Here is a 24,450-nt window from a genome sequence, read left to right as displayed (position 1 = left end):
TTTATATCATATTTTGTTGATTGAGTCTAAGGATAAATTGAGTAATGATTAACAATAATGAGTTTAAAAACAAATAATAAACAAAAACGGCTTTAAAAGATTTTAAAGCCGTTTATTCGATGTATCTTGACTAAGAAAAATTATTTTTTCTTAGCAGGTGGAAGATCTGTACAAGAACCTTCAGCAACCTCTGCAGCCATACCCACTGATTCGATCAAAGTAGGGTGAGGGTGAATTGTATGAGCAATGTCTAATACATCTGCACACATTTCAACTGCAAATGCGATTTCTCCAATCAAGTCACCTGCATTGATACCCACAACCGCACCACCTAAAATGGTTTTAGTTTCAGGATCAAAGATTAACTTAGTTAAACCTTCTTCACGAGAACTTGCCAATGCTTTACCACTTGCACTCCATGGGAATACTGATTTTTCATAAGGGATGCCTTTAGCTTTCGCTTCAGTTTCCGTTAAACCCGCCCATGAAATTTCAGGATCAGTATAAGCAACAGATGGAATTTGCTTGATGTCAAAGAAGCGTTTATGGCCAGCGCAAACTTCTGCGGCAACATGCGCTTCATGAACAGCTTTATGCGCGAGCATTGGTTGGCCAACGATGTCACCAATTGCAAAAATATTACCAACATTTGTACGCATTTGTTTATCAACATTGATAAATCCGCGATCTGTTACGTTGATACCTGCATTTTGTGCATCTAATTTCAAGCCATTTGGTGCACGACCAATCGCAACTAATACATAGTCATAAACTTGTGCTTCGCTTGGTGCATTTTCGCCTTCAAAGCTAACTTTAATGCCTTCAGGTAATGCTTCTGCGCCCACAACTTTAGTTTTGAACATCAATTTGCTGAAACGATCTTTGTTATACTTCTCAAAGACTTTTGTTAAATCACGGTCAGCACCAGGGATGAAGCCTTCTGTGAACTCAACGATTTCTACATTGGATCCCAAGTTAGAGTAAACAGTTGCCATTTCTAAGCCAATGATACCACCACCAATGACTAGCATGCGCTGAGGAATTTCACGTAATTCCAATGCGCCTGTTGAATCAATGATGCGAGGATCTTCTGGCATGAAAGGCAATTTAATCGCATGTGAACCTGCTGCAATGATCGCTTTATCAAATGATAATGTGCGAGTTGTGCCATCTGCTTGTTGAATATCTAAGTGATGATCATCTTTGAATGATGCAATCCCTTGGATCACTTCAACTTTACGCATTTTAGCCATGCCAGCCAAACCACCTGTCAATTTACTGACAACAGATGATTTATAGTTGCGGATTTCATCCAATTCAACGCGAGGCGCATCAAAGTAAATGCCCGCATTTTTTAAATGGATTTCAGCTTCTTCTTTTGCTTTCACTACATGCAATAATGCTTTGGATGGAATACAGCCTACGTTCAAGCAAACACCGCCTAAAGTGGAGTATTTTTCAATCATCGCAACTTTTAAGCCAAGATCAGCTGCACGGAATGCTGCTGAATAGCCACCAGGGCCAGCACCAATCACAACAACATCACAATCAAGATTGGATGGTGCAGGTGTTGCTGCTGCAACTTGCATTTCAGGTTCAGATGCTTTTGGTGCTTCAGTAGATTTAGCTTCTGCTTTAGGTGCAGATGCTGATCCATCAACTGTTGCACGAGCAATTGTCGAACCTTCTTTTACTTGATCGCCAACTTTAACTAGAACTTCAGTAATCACGCCATCCACTTCAGCAGGAACATCCATCGAAGCTTTATCTGACTCTAAAGTTAATAAGTTTTGATCTTTAGTGATGGTATCGCCCACAGCAAATGCAACATCAATGACATCAACACTGTCAAAATTACCAATGTTAGGGATTTTGATGTCAATCACTTGTGATGCTGACGCAGCAACAGGTGCAACTTCTGCTTTTGGTGCAGGCGCCACTGTTTCAGCTTTAGCTTCAGTAGTTTTCGGCTCAGATGCAGCAGGTGCTGCTGCGCCTGCTTCGATCATTGCAATGACATCACCTTCTTTCACTTGATCGCCAACTTTTACTAAAACTTTAGTAATTTTGCCTGCAATATCAGAAGGGACTTCCATAGAAGCTTTATCTGATTCTAGTGTTAGAATGTTTTGATCAATTTCGATCACGTCGCCAACATTCATTAGAACTTCGATGACATCTACAGCGTCAAAGTTGCCGATGTTAGGAATTTTTAATTCAATAGCCATAATCGTTCCTTATACTAAAATGCGACGCATATCTGCTAAGCATTGGTTTAAGTGAACAACGAAGCGCGCGCCAGCAGCACCATCAATCACACGGTGATCGTATGACAATGATAATGGCAACATTAAGCGTGGTTCGAATTCTTTACCATTCCAAACTGGTTTCATGATAGAGCGAGAAACACCTAGAATTGCAACTTCAGGCGCATTAATGATTGGTGTAAATGCTGTACCACCAATACCGCCCAATGAAGAGATTGTGAAACAACCACCTTGCATTTGATCTGGTTTTAATTTGCCATCACGGGCTGATTTAGCCAATTCACCCATTTCAGCAGCAATCTCAATTACAGATTTCTTGTCACAATCACGAATCACAGGCACAACTAAACCATTTGGTGTATCTGCTGCGAAACCAATATGGAAGTAGTTTTTCAAGATTAAATCGTCGCCATCTAAAGAGCTATTGAATTCTGGGAATTTCTGTAAAGCATGCACACAAGCTTTCACCAAGAATGCGAGCATTGTCACTTTCTTGCCAGATTTCTCATTTTCTTTATTCAGCATAACGCGGAATGCTTCTAAATCTGTCACATCACTTTCATCAAACTGAGTCACATGAGGAATCATTGCCCAGTTACGCGCTAAGTTAGCACCAGAAATTTTCTTAATGCGTGACATTGGCTCGCGAGTGATTTCACCAAATTTAGCAAAATCAACTTTTGGCCATGGTAACAAGCTTAAACCGCCACCATTCGTTGTCGCGATAGAACCAACACTGCCAGAGCCTGACATGATGGATTTAACATGAGCCACAACATCTTCACGCATGATGCGTAATTTAGGACCAGAACCTTTCACTTGATTCAAGTCTGCACCCAATTCACGCGCAAATGCACGCACAGATGGGGAAGCGTGAACTCCTGAAAAATCAAGATTAGATTGGTTTGCTGTTGGAGCAGCAGCTTGTACTGGTGCCGCAACAGGTGCAGGTTTTGGTGCTTCTACTTGTGGAGCAGGCGCAGGCTTAGTTTCAGCTTTAGGAGCTTCTTCTGCTTTAGGCGCTGCAGGTGCAGCTTCTGCACCTGTCGCTTCAATACGGAAAACCACATCACCTTCTTTAACTTTGTCACCAACTTTGACTAAGATCTTTTTGATCACGCCAGCTTCGTCAGCAGGAACATCCATGGATGCTTTATCAGATTCTAAAGTCAGTAATGTGTCATCCTTTGCAACTGTATCACCCACAGCAACAGGAATTTCAATGACATCAACTTCATCAAAGTTTCCGATATCAGGCAGTTTCATATCTATCATTGCCATAATCTTTTATCCTTTTCTTATTCGGTCAATATTAAAGAGAGATTGGGTTTTTCTTGTGAGCATCGATGCCATATTTGTTGATTGCTTCTGCAACAACGCTTGCTTCGATTGCACCTTGATCTGCCAATTCTTTCAACGCAGCAACAGTTACGTAGTAACGATTCACTTCAAAGAACTCACGCAATTTGCCACGAGTATCTGAGCGACCAAAACCATCTGTACCTAATACTTTATATGGTGCTTTGATTGCTGAACGAATTTGCTCGCCAAATAAACGAATGTAGTCAGATGCTGCAACAACTGGCGCTGTAGAATCATTCAATAATTCAGCAACATGAGAAACACGTGGTTTGTCTGTTGGGTGAAGCATGTTATGACGTTCTACATCTTGTACATCACGTGCAAGGATATTGAAGCTTGGGCAACCATAAAGATCAGCATCCAAGCCCCAATCTGCTTTCAATAAATCTGCAGCTGCAATAACTTCGCGGAANAGTATCTGAGCGACCAAAACCATCTGTACCTAATACTTTATATGGTGCTTTGATTGCTGAACGAATTTGCTCGCCAAATAAACGAATGTAGTCAGATGCTGCAACAACTGGCGCTGTAGAATCATTCAATAATTCAGCAACATGAGAAACACGTGGTTTGTCTGTTGGGTGAAGCATGTTATGACGTTCTACATCTTGTACATCACGTGCAAGGATATTGAAGCTTGGGCAACCATAAAGATCAGCATCCAAGCCCCAATCTGCTTTCAATAAATCTGCAGCTGCAATAACTTCGCGGAAGATTGTACCTGAACCTAACAAACGTACACGTTTTGCTGAATCTGGGTTTTCACCTTTCTTCAATAAGTACATACCTTTTAAGATATCTGCTTCAGCGCCTTGTGGCATTTCAGGATGGCTGTAGTTTTCATTCATGATCGTCAAGTAGTAGAACACATCTTCTTGATCTTGCATCATACGTTTCAAACCATCTTGCATGATGACAGCCAATTCAAATTGGAATGTAGGATCATACGATACACAGTTTGGAATCAATTGTGCCAAGATATGGCTGTGGCCATCTTCATGCTGTAAGCCTTCGCCGTTCAATGTTGTACGGCCAGAAGTACCACCCATTAAGAAACCACGTGCGCGTTGATCGCCAGCTGCCCAAACTAAGTCTAAACAACGTTGCAATTGGAACATTGAATAACATACGAAGAATGGAATCATTGGTACGTTGCTTACTGAGTAAGATGTGGATGCTGCGATCCATGAACTTACTGCGCCAGCTTCGTTGATGCCTTCTTGTAACACTTGTCCATCTTTTGCTTCTTTGTAGTACATCAATTGGTCAGCATCTTGTGGTACATAGTTTTGACCCGCTTGAGACCAAATGCCCAATTGTCTGAATAAGCCTTCCATACCAAATGTACGGGATTCATCCACAACGATTGGTACAATGTTTTTACCAATAGCTTTATCTTTTAGCATTGTATTTAACATACGAACAAATGCCATTGTTGTAGAAATTTCACGACCTTCTTGCGTTGCAGTCAATTGTGCTTTGAAAGCTTCCAATTGTGGTGCAGGCAATGGATTATCAGTTTTCTTACGGCGTTTTGGCAAATAGCCATGCAATGCTTCACGACGTTCACGAAGATATTTCATCTCTGGTGAATCTTCAGCAGGTTTGATGAATTTCAATTCTTCGATTTCTTCATCAGATACTGGAATTTCGAAGCGGTCGCGGAATGCACGTAAAGTTTCTACGCCAATTTTTTTCTGCTGGTGAGATGTATTTTGTGCTTCACCTTCTTGACCCATACCATAACCTTTGATGGTTTTGATCAACAATACAGAAGGTTGGCCTTCATGTTTAGTTGCAGCATCATAAGCAGCATAGATTTTGTTTTCATCATGACCACCACGGTTTAAACGCCATACATCATTGTCTGACATATGTGCAACCATTTGGCGAAGCTCTGGCGTATTGAAGAAATGTTCACGAACATAAGCACCATTTTTAGATTTATATGTTTGATAATCACCATCAATTGCTTCCATCATGCGCTTACGCAAAATGCCTTTTTCATCTTGAGCCAACAATGCATCCCAGCCGTTGCCCCAGATCAATTTGATAACATTCCAGTGGTTGCCACGGAAGTTAGATTCTAATTCTTGAATGATCTTACCGTTACCACGAACAGGGCCGTCTAAGCGCTGTAAGTTACAGTTAACGATAAAGATTAAGTTGTCTAATTTTTCACGACCAGCCAATGAGATTGCACCCAATGATTCTGGTTCATCCATTTCACCGTCACCACAGAAACACCATACTTTACGTTTTGATGTATCAGCCAAACCACGTGCATGGAGATATTTTAAGAAGCGAGCTTGATAGATCGCTTGCATTGGACCTAAGCCCATTGAAACTGTAGGGAATTGCCAGAAATCATCTTGCAACCAAGGATGCGGATAAGAAGGTAAGCCTTTACCATCAACTTCACGGCGGAAGTTAAGCATTTGTTCTTCTGTGATGCGGCCTTCTAAGAAAGCACGAGCATAAATACCTGGGCTTGAGTGACCTTGGAAGAAAATTAGATCTCCACCGTGATCATCGCCTTCTGGACCATGCCAGAAATGGTTGAAACCAACTTCCCACATTGTTGCTAGAGAAGCATAACTTGCGATATGTCCGCCTAATGATGAATCTGCTAAGTTCGTTTTAACGATTAAGGCCATAGCATTCCAGCGGTTATATGCGCGGATTCTATGTTCGATATCGGAATTTCCCGGGTAAGCTGGTTGCTCATGTACAGGGATTGTATTGATGTACTCTGTTGTACCAGAGAACGGAACTTCGATGCCATCGCGATGTGTGCGTTCAATGATCTGATCTAACAAGAAGCGAGCTCGCTCTTTACCTTCAGTCTTGATTACGCTTTCAATGGAGGCAATCCAATCTTGGGTTTCGATTGGATCGATATCTTGAATAGTTTTTAAATCGCTCATATTTCTTCACCTATTTTGAAATAATGTGATTGTAATATTTTCTATCTTTCTGAAATATTTACAAAATTAATCTGCTGAGCAGATGAATTGCTTTAAATGATAGCACGAAATTTTAAAATAAATCTGTTTGTGAAATAAAACACCAACTTCCTTGCTCTAAATTTTTGGTAAATAAATTTAACTTGCCAATTTTGACTCTGACGAGTCGTAAACATGGAAAACCTATGGCAGCACACATTCTTCGGACTTGTCGATTTTTTCCTTCGGTGATTGTGATGCTGATCCATGTAGTGGGAATGTTTTTTCTTTCACGAATTGGCGGTACACGTTCCCATAAGTTTTCAGGTTCTGGAATGATTTCTGCATCAGCAGGTAATGTTGTGAATTCTTTAAGTCTAACGCCTTTGTGTAACTGAGCAATTGCTTCCTCTGTTACAGTGCCTTCCACTTGTGCCCAATAGGTTTTAGCAACTTTAAACTTTGGGGAAGCAATCTTAGCTTGTAGCTTGCCATCATTAGTTAATAAGAGTAAACCTTCGCTATCTGTATCCAAGCGACCTGCAGGATAGTATCCCTGTAACGAAACATACGACTTTAAAGTCGTATGCTTTTCATGCTCAGAAAATTGTGAAATCACACCAAATGGCTTATTCAGTACAATTAAAGGTGTTGTTTTCATCACTTTCCTACGACCATACAGTCGTTACCGCTTTGTTTTAATTGATTACATGCCAATGTAGCATTTTCGTAGTCAAAACCTGACAAACGAGCACGATATAAATTATCTATGAGGACAATATCTATCTTTCCTTGCTTCAATTTTCTATGTGCAATGCGCGCGCGATCTTGTGCAGATTTACGGTTTTTATACGCACCGACTTGAATAGAAGCAGGAGATTGTGGATTAGATTGATAAGTTGTCGTGCTTGTTGAAATTNGTCGTTACCGCTTTGTTTTAATTGATTACATGCCAATGTAGCATTTTCGTAGTCAAAACCTGACAAACGAGCACGATATAAATTATCTATGAGGACAATATCTATCTTTCCTTGCTTCAATTTTCTATGTGCAATGCGCGCGCGATCTTGTGCAGATTTACGGTTTTTATACGCACCGACTTGAATAGAAGCAGGAGATTGTGGATTAGATTGATAAGTTGTCGTGCTTGTTGAAATTAGCTTAATCGTTGGAATATCAGGTGTTATCTCATTATTAACGATTGTTACTGAGTTCTTATTATTGGATGCTTTAACAAGTTTAGGATTTGGTGTTTTAGTTTCATCATAACCCACTAACATATCTTCTGTGATCACAGGAGATATTGATGGATTACGGCGGTTACGCTTCAATGCATCAAAAGAATCATCCATGATATTCACCATGATGTTATCACGAGAAGCAGTGTTCTTTCCGCCGATTACAACTGCAAATAAACGTGTATTACCACGCTGAGCACTGGTCACTAAGTTAGAGCCAGATTTACGAATATAGCCAGTTTTAATGCCATCAGCGCCCACTAACATTTGATTTACACGGTTGTGGCCTTTAATTTCATAGCCATCGTACCAAAAGCTTGTCATCTTAAATAATGGATAATGTTTAGGATGATGGTTATATAAAGCCACACCTAAAGTCACCATATCTTGTGCTGTTGTATACTGAGCATCATTGGGCAAGCCATGCGGATTCACAAAGTTTGTATTCTTCATGCCTAAGCGTTTAGCGGTTTGGTTCATGCGTTTTGCAAAGCCCGCTTCAGATCCACCAATGTGTTCCGCAACAGCGATTGCAACGTTGTTGGCAGATTGCACAATCAATGCTTTAACAGCTGTTTCCACAGTAATCGTTGCACCTGCTGGAATGCGTTTGCCTGATTTGTATTTCAAACAGGAGCATTCAGCTTGTGAAGCTTTTTGTGAAATTCTGATGCGCTGATTCATTTTGATTTTACCTTTCGATAAATCTTCAAATAGAATGTATAACGTCATCATTTTAGTCAATGAAGCAGGGTAGCGACGTTGATTCGCATCATGCTCATAAATGACTTTACCAGTATTGGGTTCTATGACAAGTGCAGAGAATCCTGTGTTGGCGTAAGCAAAACCACCCAAACTACCAATGGCTGGTAGCATGCATGTGATTATGATTTTTTGTAGTAATTTTTTCATAGATCAATCTCAAAATGTTGAGCCAAGCCATAGTATGCGGCACGTAATCCCATTGCTTCACCGCCGATCGGACGGCCTTTGCGATTACGGATATTCCATGCCATAACATCGATATGTGCGAATGGCACATTATCGCTTAAAAAATGCGTTAAGAAAAGAGCTGCGGTGATCGCGCCACCATAAGGTTGAGTGGATGAATTCAAAATATCTGCAAATTTTGTCTCGATCCAATCATTGTAAGCTTGATGCAATGGCATGCGCCATAAGCCATCTGTCTTTTGTTGACTTAAATTGACTAAACTCAAAGCTAATTGATCATCATTAGAGAATAACGCAGGTAATTCTGTGCCTAATGCAACGCGTGCTGCACCTGTTAATGTGGCAAAGTTCACAATTGCATCAGGTGATTGTTCGCATGCATAGCTGATTGCATCAGCTAAAACTAAGCGGCCTTCAGCATCTGTATTATCAATTTCAACAGTTGAGCCATTGCGCGCTTTAATAATGTCACCAGGGCGCATTGCTGTGCTAGATACTGAATTTTCAACAATTGGCAATAATAAACGTAATTGTACAGGCCATTCCTCTTTAATGATCCAATTTGCCAATGCTAAGGCATGTGCAGAGCCACCCATATCTTTTTTCATCAAACGCATGCCGCTTGCAGGTTTTAAATCTAAACCACCACTGTCAAATGTTACGCCTTTACCAATCAATGTTAACTTTGGATGATCCGCTGAGCCATAAGTCACTTCCACTAAACAGGGTGCAAATTCACTGCCATGGCCCACATGATAAATTAATGGAAAGTTTTGCTCTAATAGCTCTTCATCTTTGATGACTTTGACAGTACATTTTTGAGATGACAATAAGTTTTGTGCGTATTGCGCTAAAGATTCAGGATTCAAATGATTGGATGGGCGGTTAATCAAAGTACGTGTTATATAGTGCGCTTCGATTTCATTCACTAGTTTTTTACGATCTAGTTCTTTCGGGAATAAGATCTGTACATTGGGTTGTTTGGATTCTTTGAATTCATTGTATTGATAAGCGCCTAAGGCAAAGCCTAACAATAATTGATACTGTGCATCCAGTGTTAAATCTTCATTGGCAATGTAGTAAACACCTTGTGGCGCTTTGGTGTAGAAGCTACCAAGTGAGAACATCTCTTCAGCAGAATCAAATTTAACTAGAACTTTGCTGATTGCGCCTGTTTCATCGGGAATCACTAATAATTCAGGTTCATTATCTAACGATTGGTGAACCCAGTTTTGCTCAAAAGGAGAGAACGCAAAATCTGATAGCTGATGATATAAATAAATGGGTACAGCCTTAACCATAGACGGCGCATTGATCAGTAATTCATGAAACATTTTCTCTCTCCAATTGGTTATTTGTTAAAAGTCGTCATTATCATTTGCCAATAGTACTTCACGGTTACCGTTAGATTGTGGCGGTGTGACGATGCGTAATTCTTCCATTTCTTCCATTAAACGTGCAGCGCGTTGATAGCCCACACGTAATTTTCTTTGAATATAGGAGATGCTTGCTCTTCTAGATTCCACAACTATTTTCACTGCTTCATCAAATAAAGGATCTTGCTCATCTGATGGCGAAGCAGGTACGCCTGAAGCTTCTGGTGATAATCCAGGAATGGCTTCTGTTGGCTCTTGCAAAATATCTTCAATGTAATCAGGTTCGCCTGTCAGTTTCAAGAATTCTGCCACTTTATTTACTTCATGATCATCCACAAATGAACCATGAACACGGATTGGTACATTCACGCCAGACGGTGCATATAACATATCACCATGTCCCAATAATGTCTCTGCACCTTGCTGATCAATGATTGTGCGAGAATCAATTTTACTGGAAACTTGGAATGCGATGCGTGTTGGAATGTTTGCTTTGATCAAACCTGTGATGACATCTACAGAAGGGCGCTGTGTTGCTAAAATCAAGTGAATGCCTGATGCACGCGCTTTTTGTGCCAAACGTGCGATTAATTCTTCACATTTTTTACCAACAAGCATCATCATGTCGGCAAACTCATCAATTACAACAACGATGAATGGTAATTTTTCTAATAAAGGTGGATTTTCTGTATCAGAAACATGTTCACTTCTGCGCCATAATGGATCAATGATTGGATTGCCTGCATCAATGGCATCTTGAACTTTTTGGTTAAAGCCTGCAATGTTACGAACTTTTAATTGGCTCATTAACATATAACGGCGTTCCATCTCCGCAACGCACCAACGTAAAGCATTGGCTGACTCTTTCATGTCAGTGATGACAGGAATTAACAAATGTGGAATATCGTTATAAACAGATAATTCCAACATTTTGGGATCAATCAAGATCAAACGTAATTCTTCAGGGCGGGCTTTAAATAGCATGCTTAATAGCATTGTATTCACGCCCACAGATTTACCAGAACCAGTTGTCCCTGCAACAAGCACATGTGGCATTTTTGCAAGATTCGCTAATACAGGTTCGCCAGAAATACTTTTACCTAGAATTAAAGTTAAAGGATCTTTAGCATCTTGATATTCTTGAGATTCTAAGCCAGATTTAAAATAAACAATCTCTCGTTTCTTATTTGGAATTTCCAAGCCAACATAGCTTGTGCCAGGAATAATATCTACAACGCGCACGCTTGTGACAGATAAGCCACGTGCAATATCTTTTTCAAGATTATTGATCTGTGCAACTTTAACGCCAGGCGCTAACTCAAGTGCAAATCTTGTGACAACAGGGCCAGGTTCAATGTTAGCTACAGTAACTTTAATGGAGAAGTTTTTAAGCTGATCCACGATTAATTGCGCCATCTCATACAGTTCACTATCATCATATTGATTGTGTGATGGCGGTGGATCACCAAGTAAATTCAATGGTGGTAATTGACCCGCCATAGGGAAGTGCTTCAATAGCTCAGCTTTTTTACCTTCGCTCATTGGCTCTGGCATACGAGCTGCAGGCATGACAATATTTTGCTTAGGTGCTTCAACAGATGTTAAATTTTCCATCGCAGGTTTATATACAGGTTCTGCAGAAATTACTGGTGGTTCTTCTTGGATGAATTCAGGCTGCACGATTTCAGTTTCAGGTTCAAAAGGCACCCAAGTTGGCATTGCGACAGCTTCAGCTTCTGGCTCTAGAGTTGGCGCAACAAGATGATCAAACGCAGGTTCAAATTTTTGATGATAAGAATCATCCACAAACTCTGACACTTGTGGGAGATCAATTGGAAGGTCAATATCTTTTTCTACAACAGGTTCAGAAATGATTTCAACTGTTGGGAAATCTTCTGAGATTGTATTCACAGTTGGGAATGAAGGTTCTTCCGAGAATGTTGGCGCATGATATTTTTCAAGTTCTTCTAGGAATGCATTAAAATCTTGTTCATTTTCATGTGGATTGGCAGAAGATAATGGTGCGGCAGCTCTATGATCAGCAAAACTATTGGTTTGCGAAAACATAGATTGACACATTTGCGTGTGAGTTGTGATGCTAGGCTCTTCCGTGACTCCATTAGAAATGGTTGGCTCAGATTTTTGCCCGAACATATTAAATACAGGCGTTTCTTCTGTAGCTATTGCTTGTGTTGGTGAAGCATGTGCGAACATAGATGCAGGCATCACTAATGGCGCTTCATCTTGTGTTTCATCTACCCAATCAGATAAGCCTTTAAAGCGCGTATCTTCTGATGATGAAGCACTGTTTTGTTGTGGTGATGTAATGGTTGGGCGCTTAAAAATGGATGGTAATTTAGGTTGGCCATTTTCATCCACTTGCGGTTCAAATTTTGGTGTAATGGTTGATTCGGTTGATGAATGTGTAAAGCGTTCTTCTGAATCAGCAGAGCTTGTAAAATCAGGTTCTACTTTGTCAAAATTATTAGCACCAAATCCAAATGAAGGCTCAGTTTTTGAAACATTAGATTTCTTCTGTTGAGTTTCATTGAATTGTGGCTCAGTATGAAAGTTATCTGCATCTGTTTCTTCTTCTGTTCGTTTTTCTCTAGATTTGATGAATTTTGAGAAGAAATTTGGTTTCGGTTCAGATGATTCTTCTTCTATTTTCTCATGTGCTTTTTCAAGTTTAGGTTCTGCCACTTCTTTAGTCATTAAATGTTCTATATTGGCTAGATCACTATTGGTATCGGCTTTGTTAGATGATTTAAAGAACCCAATCGCAAATTGGAAGGCTTTAATCATAATTGCACCAATGGTTTCAATCCAAATAACAGGACCGCAGCCTGTTGCCATGATCGATGTAATGAATAGTAGAAAGAATAAAATGATTTTGCTTAATGTGACAGAAATTAGGCTGTCAGGGAATAAGTTTTGTACCCAGCCAATAGAATGGCCTAATAATGTTCCCGTTAATTGGCCCACTGCGCCACCATGTGAGATTAAATCATCATTTGGATTGTATACATTCATAAGAGAAGCGACGGATAGAAGCACTAATGCAACGCCCACGATTCTGATCATGATAGTTTCGATGTCTAGATTTTTATAGCCCGCTTGGCAAATTAAACGATAACCATAAGCAATGAGCAGGGCAGGCACTAACCATGCAGCTTTACCAATGGTTGTGAATAAGATATCTGAGAAATATGCACCACGAGCACCAAGCCAGTTATGAACTTGTGTGGTTGCAATGGTTTTACTCCATGCTGAATCTTCAGGATGATAAGTTAATAAACTGATCACCATGAGTAATGCAATGGCAACAACGCCACCAAACATGATATTACAAATGATCTTATTGGCTTTTTTTGTTGGTTCAGTTGTGATTTCAAGAGGCTGACGTCGAATGGCCTGTTTCAATGTTATGTACCCAATAAATGAATGTCGATAGAGCCAGCAGTTTACCATACATTCATCCAAATCTAAAAAGCCCCAGTTAGGCTGGGGCTTAGTATTTTAGAAGTATGTCATCGATTCTTCTTGAATTTCTTCTGCTTTTTCTTTTTTAGGTGGTAATAAATCTTCTCGTTTTATTCCCAAGATTAAAGCACTCGCTGATGCGATGAAGATAGAGGAGTATGTTCCCACTATAATACCGATCAACATAATGAAGGAGAATGAATGAATTGCTTCACCGCCGAATAGATACAATGCCAATACTGCGAGCAATGTTGTCACTGATGTCATAATCGTACGAGACAATGTCTGATTGATTGATTGATCAATAATTTCTTTCGGTGTGCCACTTCTTGCTGCACGGAAGTTTTCACGAATACGGTCTAATACAACAACGGTATCATTCACAGAGTAACCAATCACAGCTAGAACAGCAGCCAATGATGTTAAGTCAAACTGTAGTTGCCCATAATGACCTAAGATTGCAAACACAGCGAGAACAAATGCTGCATCATGCACCGTAGATAAGATTGTACTCGTTGCTAATTTCCATTCAAAACGAATCCAGATGTAGGCAAGAATCATTAAGATTGCAATGACAGAGGCTAAAATACCGCTCATCACTAGTTCATCACCCACTTTTGAACCGATGAAGTCAACGCGCTTAATGGTTACATCTTTATCAATAATTTCTAATGCACCTAATACAGCTGTAGAAATAGATGATTCATTCATGCCTTCAATGATTGGCAATGTGATCAATACATCGCGGCTTGAACCAAAATGCTGAACTTCTGCATTTTCTAGGCCAACTTTGAGTAATGCATCACGAACATCATCTGTTTCAATACTGTTTTTATAGACAGCTTCAACTTCTGTACCGCCTGTAAAATCTAAGCCATACTTGAAGCCAAAGAAGCCAACAGAACCAATTGCAGCGACGATCACAAAGATACAAACTGCTAACCATGCTTTAGCATATTTCATGAAGTCGTACGTCGTTTCACCACTAAAGATAGGTAATAACTCTTTGCCGCCAACAGGCAATGATTTAAGTCTACGGCCACCCCAAATAACATTCACAATCGCACGGTTCATTAATACAGCTGTGAACATTGAAGTGATGATACCAATGGATAATGTTACTGCGAAGCCTTTGATCGCACCAGAACCAATTAGGAATAATACAACAGCAGCAAATAAGCTTGTTAAGTTAGCATCCACGATTGTTGCAAATGCTTTACCAAAACCATCGTTGATTGCATTCTGTGGGCTGACGCCTTTACGCAGAACTTCTCGTATCCTTTCATTGATCAATACGTTAGCATCCACGCTCATCCCGAGAGATAGAACGATACCTGCGATACCTGGCAATGTTAATGTTGCTTGTAACAATGATAAACATGCAATGATTAATATTAAGTTTGCAACCAATGCAATGTTTGCCACCATACCAAATAAGCTATAGCGAATTAACATGAATACCATTACAGCAGCCAAGCCATAGAAGCCTGCTGTCATACCTTTGTCAATGTTATCTTTACCAGCACTTGGACCAATGGTACGTTCTTCAATGATTTGAATCGGTGCAGCTAATGCACCTGAACGTAATGTAATCGCTAATTTATTTGCTTCTTCTAATGAATCTAAACCTGTGATCACGAAGTTTTTGAATAACTGTTGCTGAATCGTTGCAGCATTGGCAACTTCTTCTACAATATAGTTACGCTTAACTTCTTGTCCATTTTGCATAATAGTTTCTACTTTATGCTCAATGAAAACAGTTGCCATTGGTTTGCCAACGTTAGCTTTAGTCACAACTGAGAATTTATCAGCGCCTTGTGAATCTAGTGTAATAGAAACTAAAGGACGGCGATTTTCAGGATCAATTTGTGCTGTTGCGTTAACAATAGATTCACCTGTTAACATTACTTGGCGCTTCAATAAGATTGGTGCACCAGTATCACGCCAATGATAAAGCTTAGTGCCTAATGGTGCATTTTTTGAACCATTGGCAACTTGTGCTGCTTCTAAATTAGAGTTTTCATAAACGATGTGGAACTCTAATGTTGCTGTTGTGCCTAAAATTTCTTTTGCTTGTGTTGTATCTTGAACGCCAGGTAATTGAACAACAATACGATCAGCACCTTGTTGTTGGATGATTGGTTCAGCAACACCTAATTCATTCACACGATTACGTAATGTCACAATGTTTTGTGCCACAACGTTACGTTTACGTTCAGTTAATTCAGCATCAGATAATTTTGCAATTAATTTGTTGCCATCCACTGACCAATTCAATTGCATTAAGTTTTGCTTGTTGATTGTTACAGCGTTGCCAGCATTTGCAGCTTCAGCATCTGAGTTAAAGATCACGTCAATGGATGAATCGTGAACAGTCACAGATTTATAAGCAATTTTTTGATCGCCTAAAGATGTTTTGATTTCATCTGCATAGCTTTCAGTCAACTGAGTGATCAACGTTTTCATGTCGATTTCTAATAAGAAATGCACACCACCACGAAGATCAAGACCTAAATACATTGGTCTAAAACCAAAGCTTTCTAACCATTCAGGCATATCGGGTGCTAAGTTTAGGGCTGTCATATAGCCATTGCCAAGATCGCTGGCAATTAAATCTTTAGCTTTCAATTGTGTTTCAGTATCGTTAAAACGAACCAAAACTTGATCATCTACTTTTTCAATTCTTTTGTAAGGAATTTCTTTCTTAGCAAGCAAAGCTTCGATATTGCTGACGAGCTTATCATCGACTTTAGTTGTACGAGTCGCTGAAATTTGTACCGAAGGATCTTCGCCATATAAGTTAGGTAAGGCAAGTAGAGTAGATATTGCCAATACCAATATTATTAATAAGTTTTTCCAGAGCGGATAGCGGTTTAGCATAATTATTTCTTCGTTGTTATATGAAAAGTGAAAAGGCAAGTTATTCACTTGCCAATCATTTCGTTAGGTTAAATTGTTGGATTAACCGTTATTTTCTTTTGTTTCAACTGCTTCAGTTGTTTCTGCAGTTTCAGCTACTGTTTCTTCTTTCTTAGCTTTTTTGTTGCCTTGTGCGTTATCTGTTGTTCCTTTGTAAGTACCTTTTGGAACCATTGAGATGATTGCTTGGCGTTGTAATTTGATCACAACGTTGTTTGCAATCTCAACAGAGATATAACCATCAGCAACATCTGCTACTTTACCAATGATGCCCGCACTTGTTACAACTTCAGTGCCTTTTTTCAATTCGTTCATCAAGTTTTGATGTTCTGTTTGACGTTTCTTGTTAGGGCGAATGATCATGAAGTAGAAGAATAAACCCATTACAGCTAGCATGATCAATGTGCTTGTCATTCCGCCTTGTTGAGCCGCAGCATCTTGTGCATTAGCAACAGTAGTAGAAACAACAGCTAATGATAAAAGTAACGTTCTTAACATTGTAAAACTCCAAAAATAAAAAGATGTTATCTCATAATGAGACCTAATTTTCAAAATACAATTGCAACCAGTGAATTATTTTTGAATTAATTGATCAACGTGTTGATTGATGTTTTCAACTGTAAAGCCAAATACTTCAAACAACTGTTCAGCAGGTGCTGATGCGCCAAATGTATCAATACCAATCACTGAATCTGCAAATTCGTACCAGCCACGAGTTGTACCCGCTTCTACTGCCAATACTGGTAAGTTACCTAATACTGCTGATTTGTAAGCCGCATCATTTGCGCGGAATAATTCAACACAAGGCATAGATACAACACGTACATCATCACGTGCTTCAGCAGCTTTCATCGCTAATTCAATTTCTGAACCTGTTGCAATGATTGTTACTTTAGCATTTGCATTTTCTTTCAACACATAACCGCCTTTTGCAATGTTTGCTAAAGCTTCAGCTGTACGTGGTTGGAAAGATAATTTTTGACGAGATAATGCCAATAATGTTGGGTTCTTATCTGATGTTAAACCAGAAGCCCAAGCAGCCATTGTTTCTACTGTATCAGCAGGACGCCATACATTTAAGTTAGGGATCAAACGTAAAGATTCAACGTGTTCAACTGGTTGATGTGTTGGACCATCTTCACCTAAACCGATTGAGTCATGTGTCATTACATATACAACTTTTTGTTCCATCAATGCACTCATGCGAATTGCGTTACGAGCATAATCACTGAATACTAAGAATGTTGCACCATAAGGAATGAAGCCGCCATGCAATGCTAAGCCATTCATGATCGCAGCCATACCAAACTCACGCACGCCATAACGAATATAGTTACCTTCTCCTGTTGTGATATCTAAGTTTTTGCTTGCTTTGAAGAATGTGTTATTTGAAGGCGTTAAGTCAGCTGAACCACCAACGATTTCAGGCAAATGAGATGCCAATGCATCCAATGCATTTTTACTTGCTACGCGCGTTGCAATACTTTCACCTTTTGCATTCACTTCTGTCATTGCATTAGTAATGATTTCGTTGAAGTTTTCAGGCAATGCCATGTTCATACGGCGCAAGAATTCTTTTGCCAATTCTGGGTATTTAGTTTCGTATTGTACAAACGCTGCTGCCCAATTTTGTTCAGTTGCTAAGCCTTTAGCTTTTGCATCCCAATGAGCTGCAACATCTTCAGGTGTTTCAAATGCTGGTGCTGTCCAACCCATTTTTTCACGGATAGCAGCAATTTCAGCATCACCCAATGGTGCACCATGAGTTGCTTCTGAACCTTCTTTAGAAACAGAGCCTTTACCAATTTTAGTTTTACAAATGATTAAAGTTGGTTTTTCTGATTGAGTTTTAGCTTCCGCAATTGCTTTAGAAACAGCTTCAATGTCATGACCATCGATTGGGCCAATGACATTCCACTGATAAGCTTCAAAGCGTTGTTTTGTATTGTCTGTGAACCAGCCAGATACATCGCCGTCGATAGAGATTGCATTATCATCATACAATGCGATCAATTTGTTTAATTTCAAAGTACCTGCCAAAGCACATGCTTCGTGAGAGATACCTTCCATCATGCAGCCATCGCCCATGAATGTATATGTGTGATGATCAACGATGCTGAAATCATCTTTATTGAATTCTGCCGCTAGCATTTTTTCTGCCAATGCGAAACCTACAGCATTTGTGATGCCTTGACCCAATGGACCAGTTGTAGTTTCGATGCCAGAAATGTAACCGTGTTCAGGGTGACCAGCTGTTCTTGAATTTAATTGACGGAAGTTTTTCAAGTCATCAACTGAAACATCATAACCTGTCAAATGAAGCAAAGAATACAAAAGCATTGACGCATGGCCGTTTGACAAAATAAAACGATCACGGTTAAAGAAATTTGGATTGCTAGGATTGTGAGAAAGGTGATTATGCCAAAGTGCATAAGCCATTTCTGCCATTCCCATTGGTGCGCCTGGATGGCCTGAGTTTGCTTTTTGGACTGCATCCATGCTTAAAAAACGGATTGCATTAGCACTTTTTTGTTCGATTGACGACATGTTCAAATCCTTAGAATGAATAAATAAGAAAATCAATCTTGCCATTATACTGAATCTAGCTCGATAAATCACTGCTTGAAATGTTGATCTGGGATATATTTTCATGGATTGATCATTGTTTCATTTGTGGAACAGTTTGTTAGGTGAAAACCAGTCGCATTTAGTGAAGAAATATTTATAATCGCTACTTAGAAATTTTAGTTTTAATCACTTATCAATTGTATTTATGAAAGGATGAACAATGAGTAATTTTCAAAATTTATTAGAAAAACGTAGAACAATTTATCAATTAGGTAAAGATGTAACGTTATCAAAAGATGAAATCACATCAATGATCAAAAAAGCTGTGAGCGAAGCACCATCAGCATTCCATTCTCAAAGCTCACGCGTTGTTGTGTTATTGGGTGATGAACATGCTAAAGTATGGGATATCACAGAAGCGCAATTACGTAATATTGTACCTGCAGATCAGTTTGAGCCAACAAAAGCGCGCATTGATGGTTTTAGAGCAGCATTTGGTACAGTATTATTTTATGAAGACCAAAACGTTGTTAAAGGTTTGCAAGAGCAATTCCCATTGTACGCAGCAAACTTTCCAAAATGGTCACAAGAATCAACAGCAATTGCACAATATGCAGTTTGGTTGTTGTTAGCAGAAAGTGATATTGGTGCAAGCTTACAGCATTATAATCCATTGATAGACACAGACGTTGCAAAAGCATACGGCATCCCTGAATCATGGACTTTGCATGCACAAATGCCATTTGGTTCAATTGTTGCAGGCGCTGGTGAAAAATCTCATATGGATGAAACAGAGCGTTTCAAAGTATTTGGTTAATTTTCATATCCTTTCATCTTTATAAACATTAATCATGCTGAAAGTAGGCGTTGTTATATTATAAAGATGTATGGGATGCTATAACATTCAGAATTAGTATGTTTATCAAGGATCATGTGACTACATGATCCTTTTTTATTGCCTGTATAAAAGCATAATTTCCCATCAAAAACAGTAAAAGTGTAGATTTTTTGTAGCCTTGAGAGAATGATTGAGGTAGTATCTTGTCTGTTTGATTCAATATAGAAGAGAAGATATGAGGCTATTTACATCTTTACTATTAGTTGTTTTGGGTTTGTCATCCCCAGCATTTTCAGCAGGATTTGATGGTGCAAGCGCTAGTTTATTATGGGCAATTCCATTTGCAGGTATTTTATTATCTATTGCAATTTTTCCATTGGTTGCGGTGAATATTTGGCATCACCACTTTGGTAAAATTACAGCGCTATGGTGCTTAGGGTTTATGATCCCATTTTTGTTCACATTTGGCTTTACTGAATTAAGCCATGTTGTGGCGCATGCATTGTTATTGGAATACGTTCCTTTCATGGTTTTAATCTTTGCATTGTTTACAGTTTCTGGTGGCATTTACTTGGAAGGTAGCTTAAAAGGCACGCCAAAATTGAATGCAATGATCCTATTGATTGGTACATTCTTGGCATCGTTCATGGGTACAACGGGTGCTGCAATGTTATTGATTCGTCCATTGTTACGTGCGAATGAAAATCGTAAAAACCGTGTTCACATCGTAATTTTCTTTATTTTCTTAGTGGCAAACATCGGCGGTAGCTTGACGCCATTAGGTGATCCACCATTGTTCTTAGGTTTCTTGAAAGGCGTTGATTTCTTTTGGACGATGAAGCATATGTTCATGCCGTTGATCATCACAACAGTTATTGTTTTAGCAATCTTCTTTGTAATTGATAGTTACTACTACAAGAAAGAAGGTAATGTAGCAGTTGCAACAGAAACAAAAGTACCATTTAGCATTCAAGGTAAATTTAACTTCTTATTCTTGGGCGGGATTATTGTGGGCGTATTGATTTCTGGCTTCTGGAAATCAGGCGTTGAATTCACAATTTTAGGTACACCAATTGAGTTACAAAACATTGTGCGTGACATTATTTTGTTGGCAATGGCATTCATTTCATTGAAAGTAACATCTAAAGAAATTCATCGTAAAAATGAATTTGGTTGGGATCCTGTATTGGAAGTTGCAAAATTGTTTGCAGGTATCTTCATCACGATTGCACCAGTATTGGCAATCTTGAAAGCAGGTGCTGATGGTTCAATGTCTGGTATCGTGAATATGGTTCATGATACGAATGGCACACCAATTGATAGTATGTATTTCTGGATGACGGGCGCATTGTCTGCATTCTTGGATAATGCACCAACATATTTAGTGTTCTTTAACTTGGCATCAGGCGATGCACAACACTTAATGACAGACTTGAGCCCAACATTGTTGGCGATCTCAATGGGTTCTGTGTTTATGGGTGCTGTGACATATATCGGTAATGCGCCAAACTTCATGGTGAAAAGTATTGCAACGCAAGCGGGCGTTAATATGCCAACATTCTTTGGTTACATGAAGTGGTCTGTATTGGTATTGATTCCTGTATATATTTTATTGACAGTGATTTTCTTTATCTAGATCAATTCTAAATATAGCTAAAATTAGCCTTGCTCCCACAAGGAGTAGAGATTGATATTTGTATTAAATGATGGCAATCCTATGAAAGGGGTTGCCATTTTTTGTGAAAAGAGGATAATCGGCGTGTGAGTTGATTGGATTATCGCGTGTGAGAAATCATCCGAGGAAAGTCCGGGCTCCACGGATCAAAGTGCTAGATAACGTCTAGACAGCGTGAGCTGATGGAAAGTGCTGAAGAAATTAAACCGCCTAAAGACGCAAGTCTCGGTAAGGGTGAGAAGGTGCGGTAAGAGCGCACCGTACACAAGGTGACTTGATGTAGCTGAGGTAAACCCCACTTGGAGCAAGACCAAATAGGAATGCTTATAGTGTGATCCGCACTGTATTCGGGTAGGTTGCTTGAGGATATGAGTGATTGTATCCCTAGATGAATGATAATTCTCGACAGAACCCGGCTTATAGATCGACTCGCAAAACAAGAAAGCCTTCTTAGTTATCTAAGAAGGCTTTTGCTTTTTGAATTAATCATATAATATCTAGTAATAAAGTATAACAAGTTGATTATTAAGAAACCATCTAGGAAAAATAAAAATGAGTAATGAAACTGTATGGGTTAGCAGTGCTAGAAGAAATCATGATTATGAATGGCTTGGTTATTATTTATCGACAGAAAAAAATAACCCTAGAACGCTGATGCAATATAAGGCAGAAAATTATCTTGAAAGAGAAGCAAAATTAAATCCTGAATATGATAAAGAATTAGATAATTATATTGATTTAACAAAGAAAAATAGATCGCGAGAAAAACTTGCGTTAGAAGATTATCTTAATCATGTTTATAAAATGCCAGAAGAAAAATGGGAATGTAATAAAAGTATTTTTATGGCACATGCGGGCTTTACTTTTGTGAATGAAGCAACAGCAAAAATTTTAAAATAACATAATTTAGGTGATTCACAATTAATTAAAGTTAAAGCTTATGATGCTGTAACGGATGAGTCCATAAAAGATGCTTGCCCCCTCTATTTGTTGCATATTGAAGAAGCTTATGAGTGTTGTGATATTGAAAATAGTATTAGTGTTCAAAAATGGAAAAACCATTCTAAAAGAATAGTCTATTCAGATGGGCTTGAGTATCGAGATGATGGCTATATTATTAAAGCCTCTGTCCTAGAGTTAGGCTTAGATCTTTGGGCTGATTGACGTTTAGATGAATCTATGTTTATAAGTGATCGATTAAAAACTGCTTTGGATGAAGCGGGATTGGCTAAGGATTGGCTAAGGATTGGTTTATTAATCGTTGCATTGTAGTAGAGGGAGTATAAGTTATGGCTGGAAGAGGCAAAGGTGCATTTGGTGTTATTAATTTGAACATAAAAATGCCTGAACAAGTCAGGCATTTTTAGTATTACAAAGTATTTGATTTAACTATTTTTGTTTGTCTTCAAAGATTGTGCCTTTACGGAATGGCGAATCTAAGAAAGCTACTTTAGTTAAGATCATGTAAGCTGCACCGCCCACAACAAAGCCAACAATCCATGCTAAGTTTACTTCGATGAATGCTGCACCTGCACCAATCAACATCGCAATGATTGCAGCTTTATTGAAGCCTGCAAATTGCCCTGATGTGTTGTAAAGCTCCTGCACATCCACTTGTTGTTTTCTTAATACATAGTATTCCAACAATAAGATCGCAACGATTGGGCCTAAGAATGCTGAGTACGTCAAAATGAAGATCTGTAAGCCTTTCGCTGAGTTTTCATCGACTAATACCCAAGGGCAAGCAGCGATTGCTAATAAACCAGTTAACACAACCGCAGGCTTGTATTTCATCTTAGTGATTAAAGTGATTACATAAGCAGGTGGCACGATATTTGCAACCATGTTTACAGCTATAGCACCCAATACGATGAATGCTGATACTGCGACAGTGATGTAATCATTTTCAACAATGATCGCAAATGCTTGTACTGGGTTTGTATTGCCAGTTGCAGAAGCTAACATTACACCAATGGTTAATACAAAGCCGTATGCAATTACGATTGGTAAGAAGTATAAGAACCCACGTTTACCATCGCTGATGCCAGTTTTTAATTCACGTGAATAGTCAGCTGCACTTAAGAAGATTGCAGCATAGTTACCTAGGAACATCATAATAAAACCAAAGAATGGTAAGCCCCAAGTGCCAGGAGTATTGACCCAAGTATCAGTGATCTTAGTTAAATGATGTGGTTGCAATAAGATAATGAATACATAAATTAAAGCAGCAATCACAACTAATGAAATTAAGATTTCCACCCATTTAATCGCATGGAAACCATACAATGATAATACGATTTGAATCGCTTGTAATGCCAAGAAGCAGACAAAGATATTATCGAAAGTATGACCAGAGAATACTTTTACAATTTCATTTAAGGCAGTTGCACCAATCCAACTCTGGAAACCATACCAAACAACAGCAGGAATACCACGAAGAAGGGAAGAGATGATTGCACCTTTTGCACCAAATGACATTCTTAACTGAACAACATAAGGAATACCTGTGCGATAACCCACACGATCATTTAAGGCAAATACAGCCGAAATGATTCCGATTGCTATTAATGCAGCCGCGAAAGTTTGGTAAATGTTCATGGTTGCTAAACCTGCTACAACTAAGCTTGCACCCAATGTCATATTGCCAAGATTGATGCCATCACCAATCCACATGAATACATATCCTAATGGGCCGACAGTACGTTCTTCGGCCTTTTTAGGCAATAGGGATTGATCAATGTTGGCTGCTTTTTCGCAGACTTCATGATTTTCTGTATTTGCCATAATTCCTTCCTTTTAACAACTACTCTCAAAAGTTGCTTGTGTTT

Annotated in this window: 14 protein-coding genes, 1 other RNA gene and 2 pseudogenes; 4 read left to right on the top strand and 13 right to left on the bottom strand. The window is 39.1% G+C overall.

Going from position 1 to position 24,450, the window contains the following annotated elements:
• Nucleotides 1-140: 140 nt before the first annotated feature.
• The 12 genes and pseudogenes from lpdA to tkt all read right to left on the bottom strand — a co-directional run bounded on the left by lpdA (nucleotide 141) and on the right by tkt (nucleotide 19,088).
• Nucleotides 141-2,228: a dihydrolipoyl dehydrogenase gene (gene lpdA, locus BZK16_RS03155; protein WP_077927453.1), complete on the bottom strand. Its 2,088-nt coding sequence runs from the start codon at nucleotides 2,226-2,228 to the stop codon at nucleotides 141-143.
• A 9-nt stretch (nucleotides 2,229-2,237) separates the two neighbouring features.
• Nucleotides 2,238-3,548, bottom strand: coding sequence for a dihydrolipoyllysine-residue acetyltransferase (gene aceF, locus BZK16_RS03150; RefSeq protein WP_077927452.1), 1,311 nt, complete (start codon nucleotides 3,546-3,548; stop codon nucleotides 2,238-2,240).
• A gap of 31 nt (nucleotides 3,549-3,579) precedes the next feature.
• Nucleotides 3,580-4,041: pseudogene (locus BZK16_RS03145) on the bottom strand (transketolase-like TK C-terminal-containing protein); the annotation flags it as partial.
• 1 nt (nucleotide 4,042) lies between these two features.
• A pseudogene (gene aceE / locus BZK16_RS03140) lies at nucleotides 4,043-6,556 on the bottom strand (pyruvate dehydrogenase (acetyl-transferring), homodimeric type); the annotation flags it as partial.
• A gap of 112 nt (nucleotides 6,557-6,668) precedes the next feature.
• Entirely contained in the window at nucleotides 6,669-7,235 is a 567-nt protein-coding gene (locus tag BZK16_RS03135; RefSeq protein WP_077927450.1) for a pseudouridine synthase, read from the bottom strand.
• Nucleotides 7,235-7,441 carry an SPOR domain-containing protein gene (locus tag BZK16_RS03130; RefSeq protein ID WP_233145191.1) on the bottom strand — a complete coding sequence of 69 codons (207 nt, stop codon included), beginning with the start codon at nucleotides 7,439-7,441 and terminating at the stop codon, nucleotides 7,235-7,237. The genes BZK16_RS03135 and BZK16_RS03130 overlap by 1 nt, the downstream gene beginning before the upstream one ends.
• Nucleotides 7,372-8,688, bottom strand: a complete 1,317-nt coding sequence (locus BZK16_RS03125) for a D-alanyl-D-alanine carboxypeptidase (RefSeq protein WP_077927679.1) — start codon at nucleotides 8,686-8,688, stop codon at nucleotides 7,372-7,374. Before BZK16_RS03125 ends, BZK16_RS03130 begins: the two co-directional genes overlap by 70 nt.
• A gap of 32 nt (nucleotides 8,689-8,720) precedes the next feature.
• Nucleotides 8,721-10,097 carry a leucyl aminopeptidase family protein gene (locus tag BZK16_RS03120; protein WP_077927448.1) on the bottom strand — a complete coding sequence of 459 codons (1,377 nt, stop codon included), beginning with the start codon at nucleotides 10,095-10,097 and terminating at the stop codon, nucleotides 8,721-8,723.
• Between the two features lie 24 nt (nucleotides 10,098-10,121).
• Complete coding sequence (locus tag BZK16_RS03115) at nucleotides 10,122-13,562, bottom strand: DNA translocase FtsK (protein ID WP_233145173.1); 3,441 nt, start codon at nucleotides 13,560-13,562, stop codon at nucleotides 10,122-10,124.
• 96 nt (nucleotides 13,563-13,658) lie between these two features.
• Nucleotides 13,659-16,502, bottom strand: coding sequence for a protein translocase subunit SecD (gene secD / locus BZK16_RS03110; RefSeq protein WP_077927447.1), 2,844 nt, complete (start codon nucleotides 16,500-16,502; stop codon nucleotides 13,659-13,661).
• Between the two features lie 81 nt (nucleotides 16,503-16,583).
• Nucleotides 16,584-17,039 (bottom strand): preprotein translocase subunit YajC, encoded by a 456-nt coding sequence (gene yajC, locus BZK16_RS03105; RefSeq protein ID WP_077927446.1) that lies wholly within the window; start codon nucleotides 17,037-17,039, stop codon nucleotides 16,584-16,586.
• Nucleotides 17,040-17,114: 75 nt separating this feature from the next.
• Nucleotides 17,115-19,088 carry a transketolase gene (gene tkt / locus BZK16_RS03100; RefSeq protein WP_077927445.1) on the bottom strand — a complete coding sequence of 658 codons (1,974 nt, stop codon included), beginning with the start codon at nucleotides 19,086-19,088 and terminating at the stop codon, nucleotides 17,115-17,117.
• 241 nt (nucleotides 19,089-19,329) lie between these two features.
• Between tkt and BZK16_RS03095 the strand changes: the two genes are divergently transcribed.
• The 4 genes from BZK16_RS03095 (at nucleotide 19,330) to BZK16_RS03080 (ending at nucleotide 22,522) form a co-directional block, all read left to right on the top strand.
• Entirely contained in the window at nucleotides 19,330-19,926 is a 597-nt protein-coding gene (locus BZK16_RS03095) for a nitroreductase family protein (protein WP_077927444.1), read from the top strand.
• 256 nt (nucleotides 19,927-20,182) lie between these two features.
• Nucleotides 20,183-21,583, top strand: a complete 1,401-nt coding sequence (locus BZK16_RS03090) for a sodium:proton antiporter (RefSeq protein WP_077927443.1) — start codon at nucleotides 20,183-20,185, stop codon at nucleotides 21,581-21,583.
• A gap of 126 nt (nucleotides 21,584-21,709) precedes the next feature.
• Nucleotides 21,710-22,058, top strand: an RNA gene (gene rnpB, locus BZK16_RS03085) — RNase P RNA component class A.
• A gap of 116 nt (nucleotides 22,059-22,174) precedes the next feature.
• A complete protein-coding gene (locus BZK16_RS03080; protein ID WP_077927442.1) occupies nucleotides 22,175-22,522 on the top strand; it encodes a hypothetical protein in 348 nt (115 codons plus the stop codon).
• Nucleotides 22,523-23,011: 489 nt separating this feature from the next.
• On the opposite strand, the gene BZK16_RS03075 is transcribed toward BZK16_RS03080, so the two are convergent.
• On the bottom strand, nucleotides 23,012-24,406 hold the full coding sequence (locus BZK16_RS03075) for an NCS1 family transporter (RefSeq protein ID WP_077927441.1): 1,395 nt from the start codon (nucleotides 24,404-24,406) through the stop codon (nucleotides 23,012-23,014).
• Nucleotides 24,407-24,450 lie beyond the last annotated feature (44 nt).

It is taken from the genome of Wohlfahrtiimonas populi, from assembly GCF_002006795.1.
GTDB classification, from domain to species: Bacteria; Pseudomonadota; Gammaproteobacteria; order Cardiobacteriales; family Wohlfahrtiimonadaceae; genus Wohlfahrtiimonas; species Wohlfahrtiimonas populi.
Note: the sequence above shows the minus strand (reverse complement) of the source record. Positions and strands in the feature narration are given on the sequence as shown.

Bases quoted from the DNA above. Each gene is read 5' to 3' on its own strand.
- BZK16_RS03095 (WP_077927444.1), top strand. From the start codon at position 19,330: ATGAGTAATTTTCAAAATTTATTAGAAAAACGTAGAACAATTTATCAA.
- BZK16_RS03090 (WP_077927443.1), top strand. From the start codon at position 20,183: ATGAGGCTATTTACATCTTTACTATTAGTTGTTTTGGGTTTGTCATCC.
- aceF (WP_077927452.1), bottom strand. From the start codon at position 3,548: ATGGCAATGATAGATATGAAACTGCCTGATATCGGAAACTTTGATGAA.
- secD (WP_077927447.1), bottom strand. From the start codon at position 16,502: ATGCTAAACCGCTATCCGCTCTGGAAAAACTTATTAATAATATTGGTA.
- BZK16_RS03080 (WP_077927442.1), top strand. From the start codon at position 22,175: ATGAGTAATGAAACTGTATGGGTTAGCAGTGCTAGAAGAAATCATGAT.
- yajC (WP_077927446.1), bottom strand. From the start codon at position 17,039: ATGTTAAGAACGTTACTTTTATCATTAGCTGTTGTTTCTACTACTGTT.
- BZK16_RS03075 (WP_077927441.1), bottom strand. From the start codon at position 24,406: ATGGCAAATACAGAAAATCATGAAGTCTGCGAAAAAGCAGCCAACATT.
- BZK16_RS03120 (WP_077927448.1), bottom strand. From the start codon at position 10,097: ATGTTTCATGAATTACTGATCAATGCGCCGTCTATGGTTAAGGCTGTA.
- tkt (WP_077927445.1), bottom strand. From the start codon at position 19,088: ATGTCGTCAATCGAACAAAAAAGTGCTAATGCAATCCGTTTTTTAAGC.
- lpdA (WP_077927453.1), bottom strand. From the start codon at position 2,228: ATGGCTATTGAATTAAAAATTCCTAACATCGGCAACTTTGACGCTGTA.
- BZK16_RS03135 (WP_077927450.1), bottom strand. From the start codon at position 7,235: ATGAAAACAACACCTTTAATTGTACTGAATAAGCCATTTGGTGTGATT.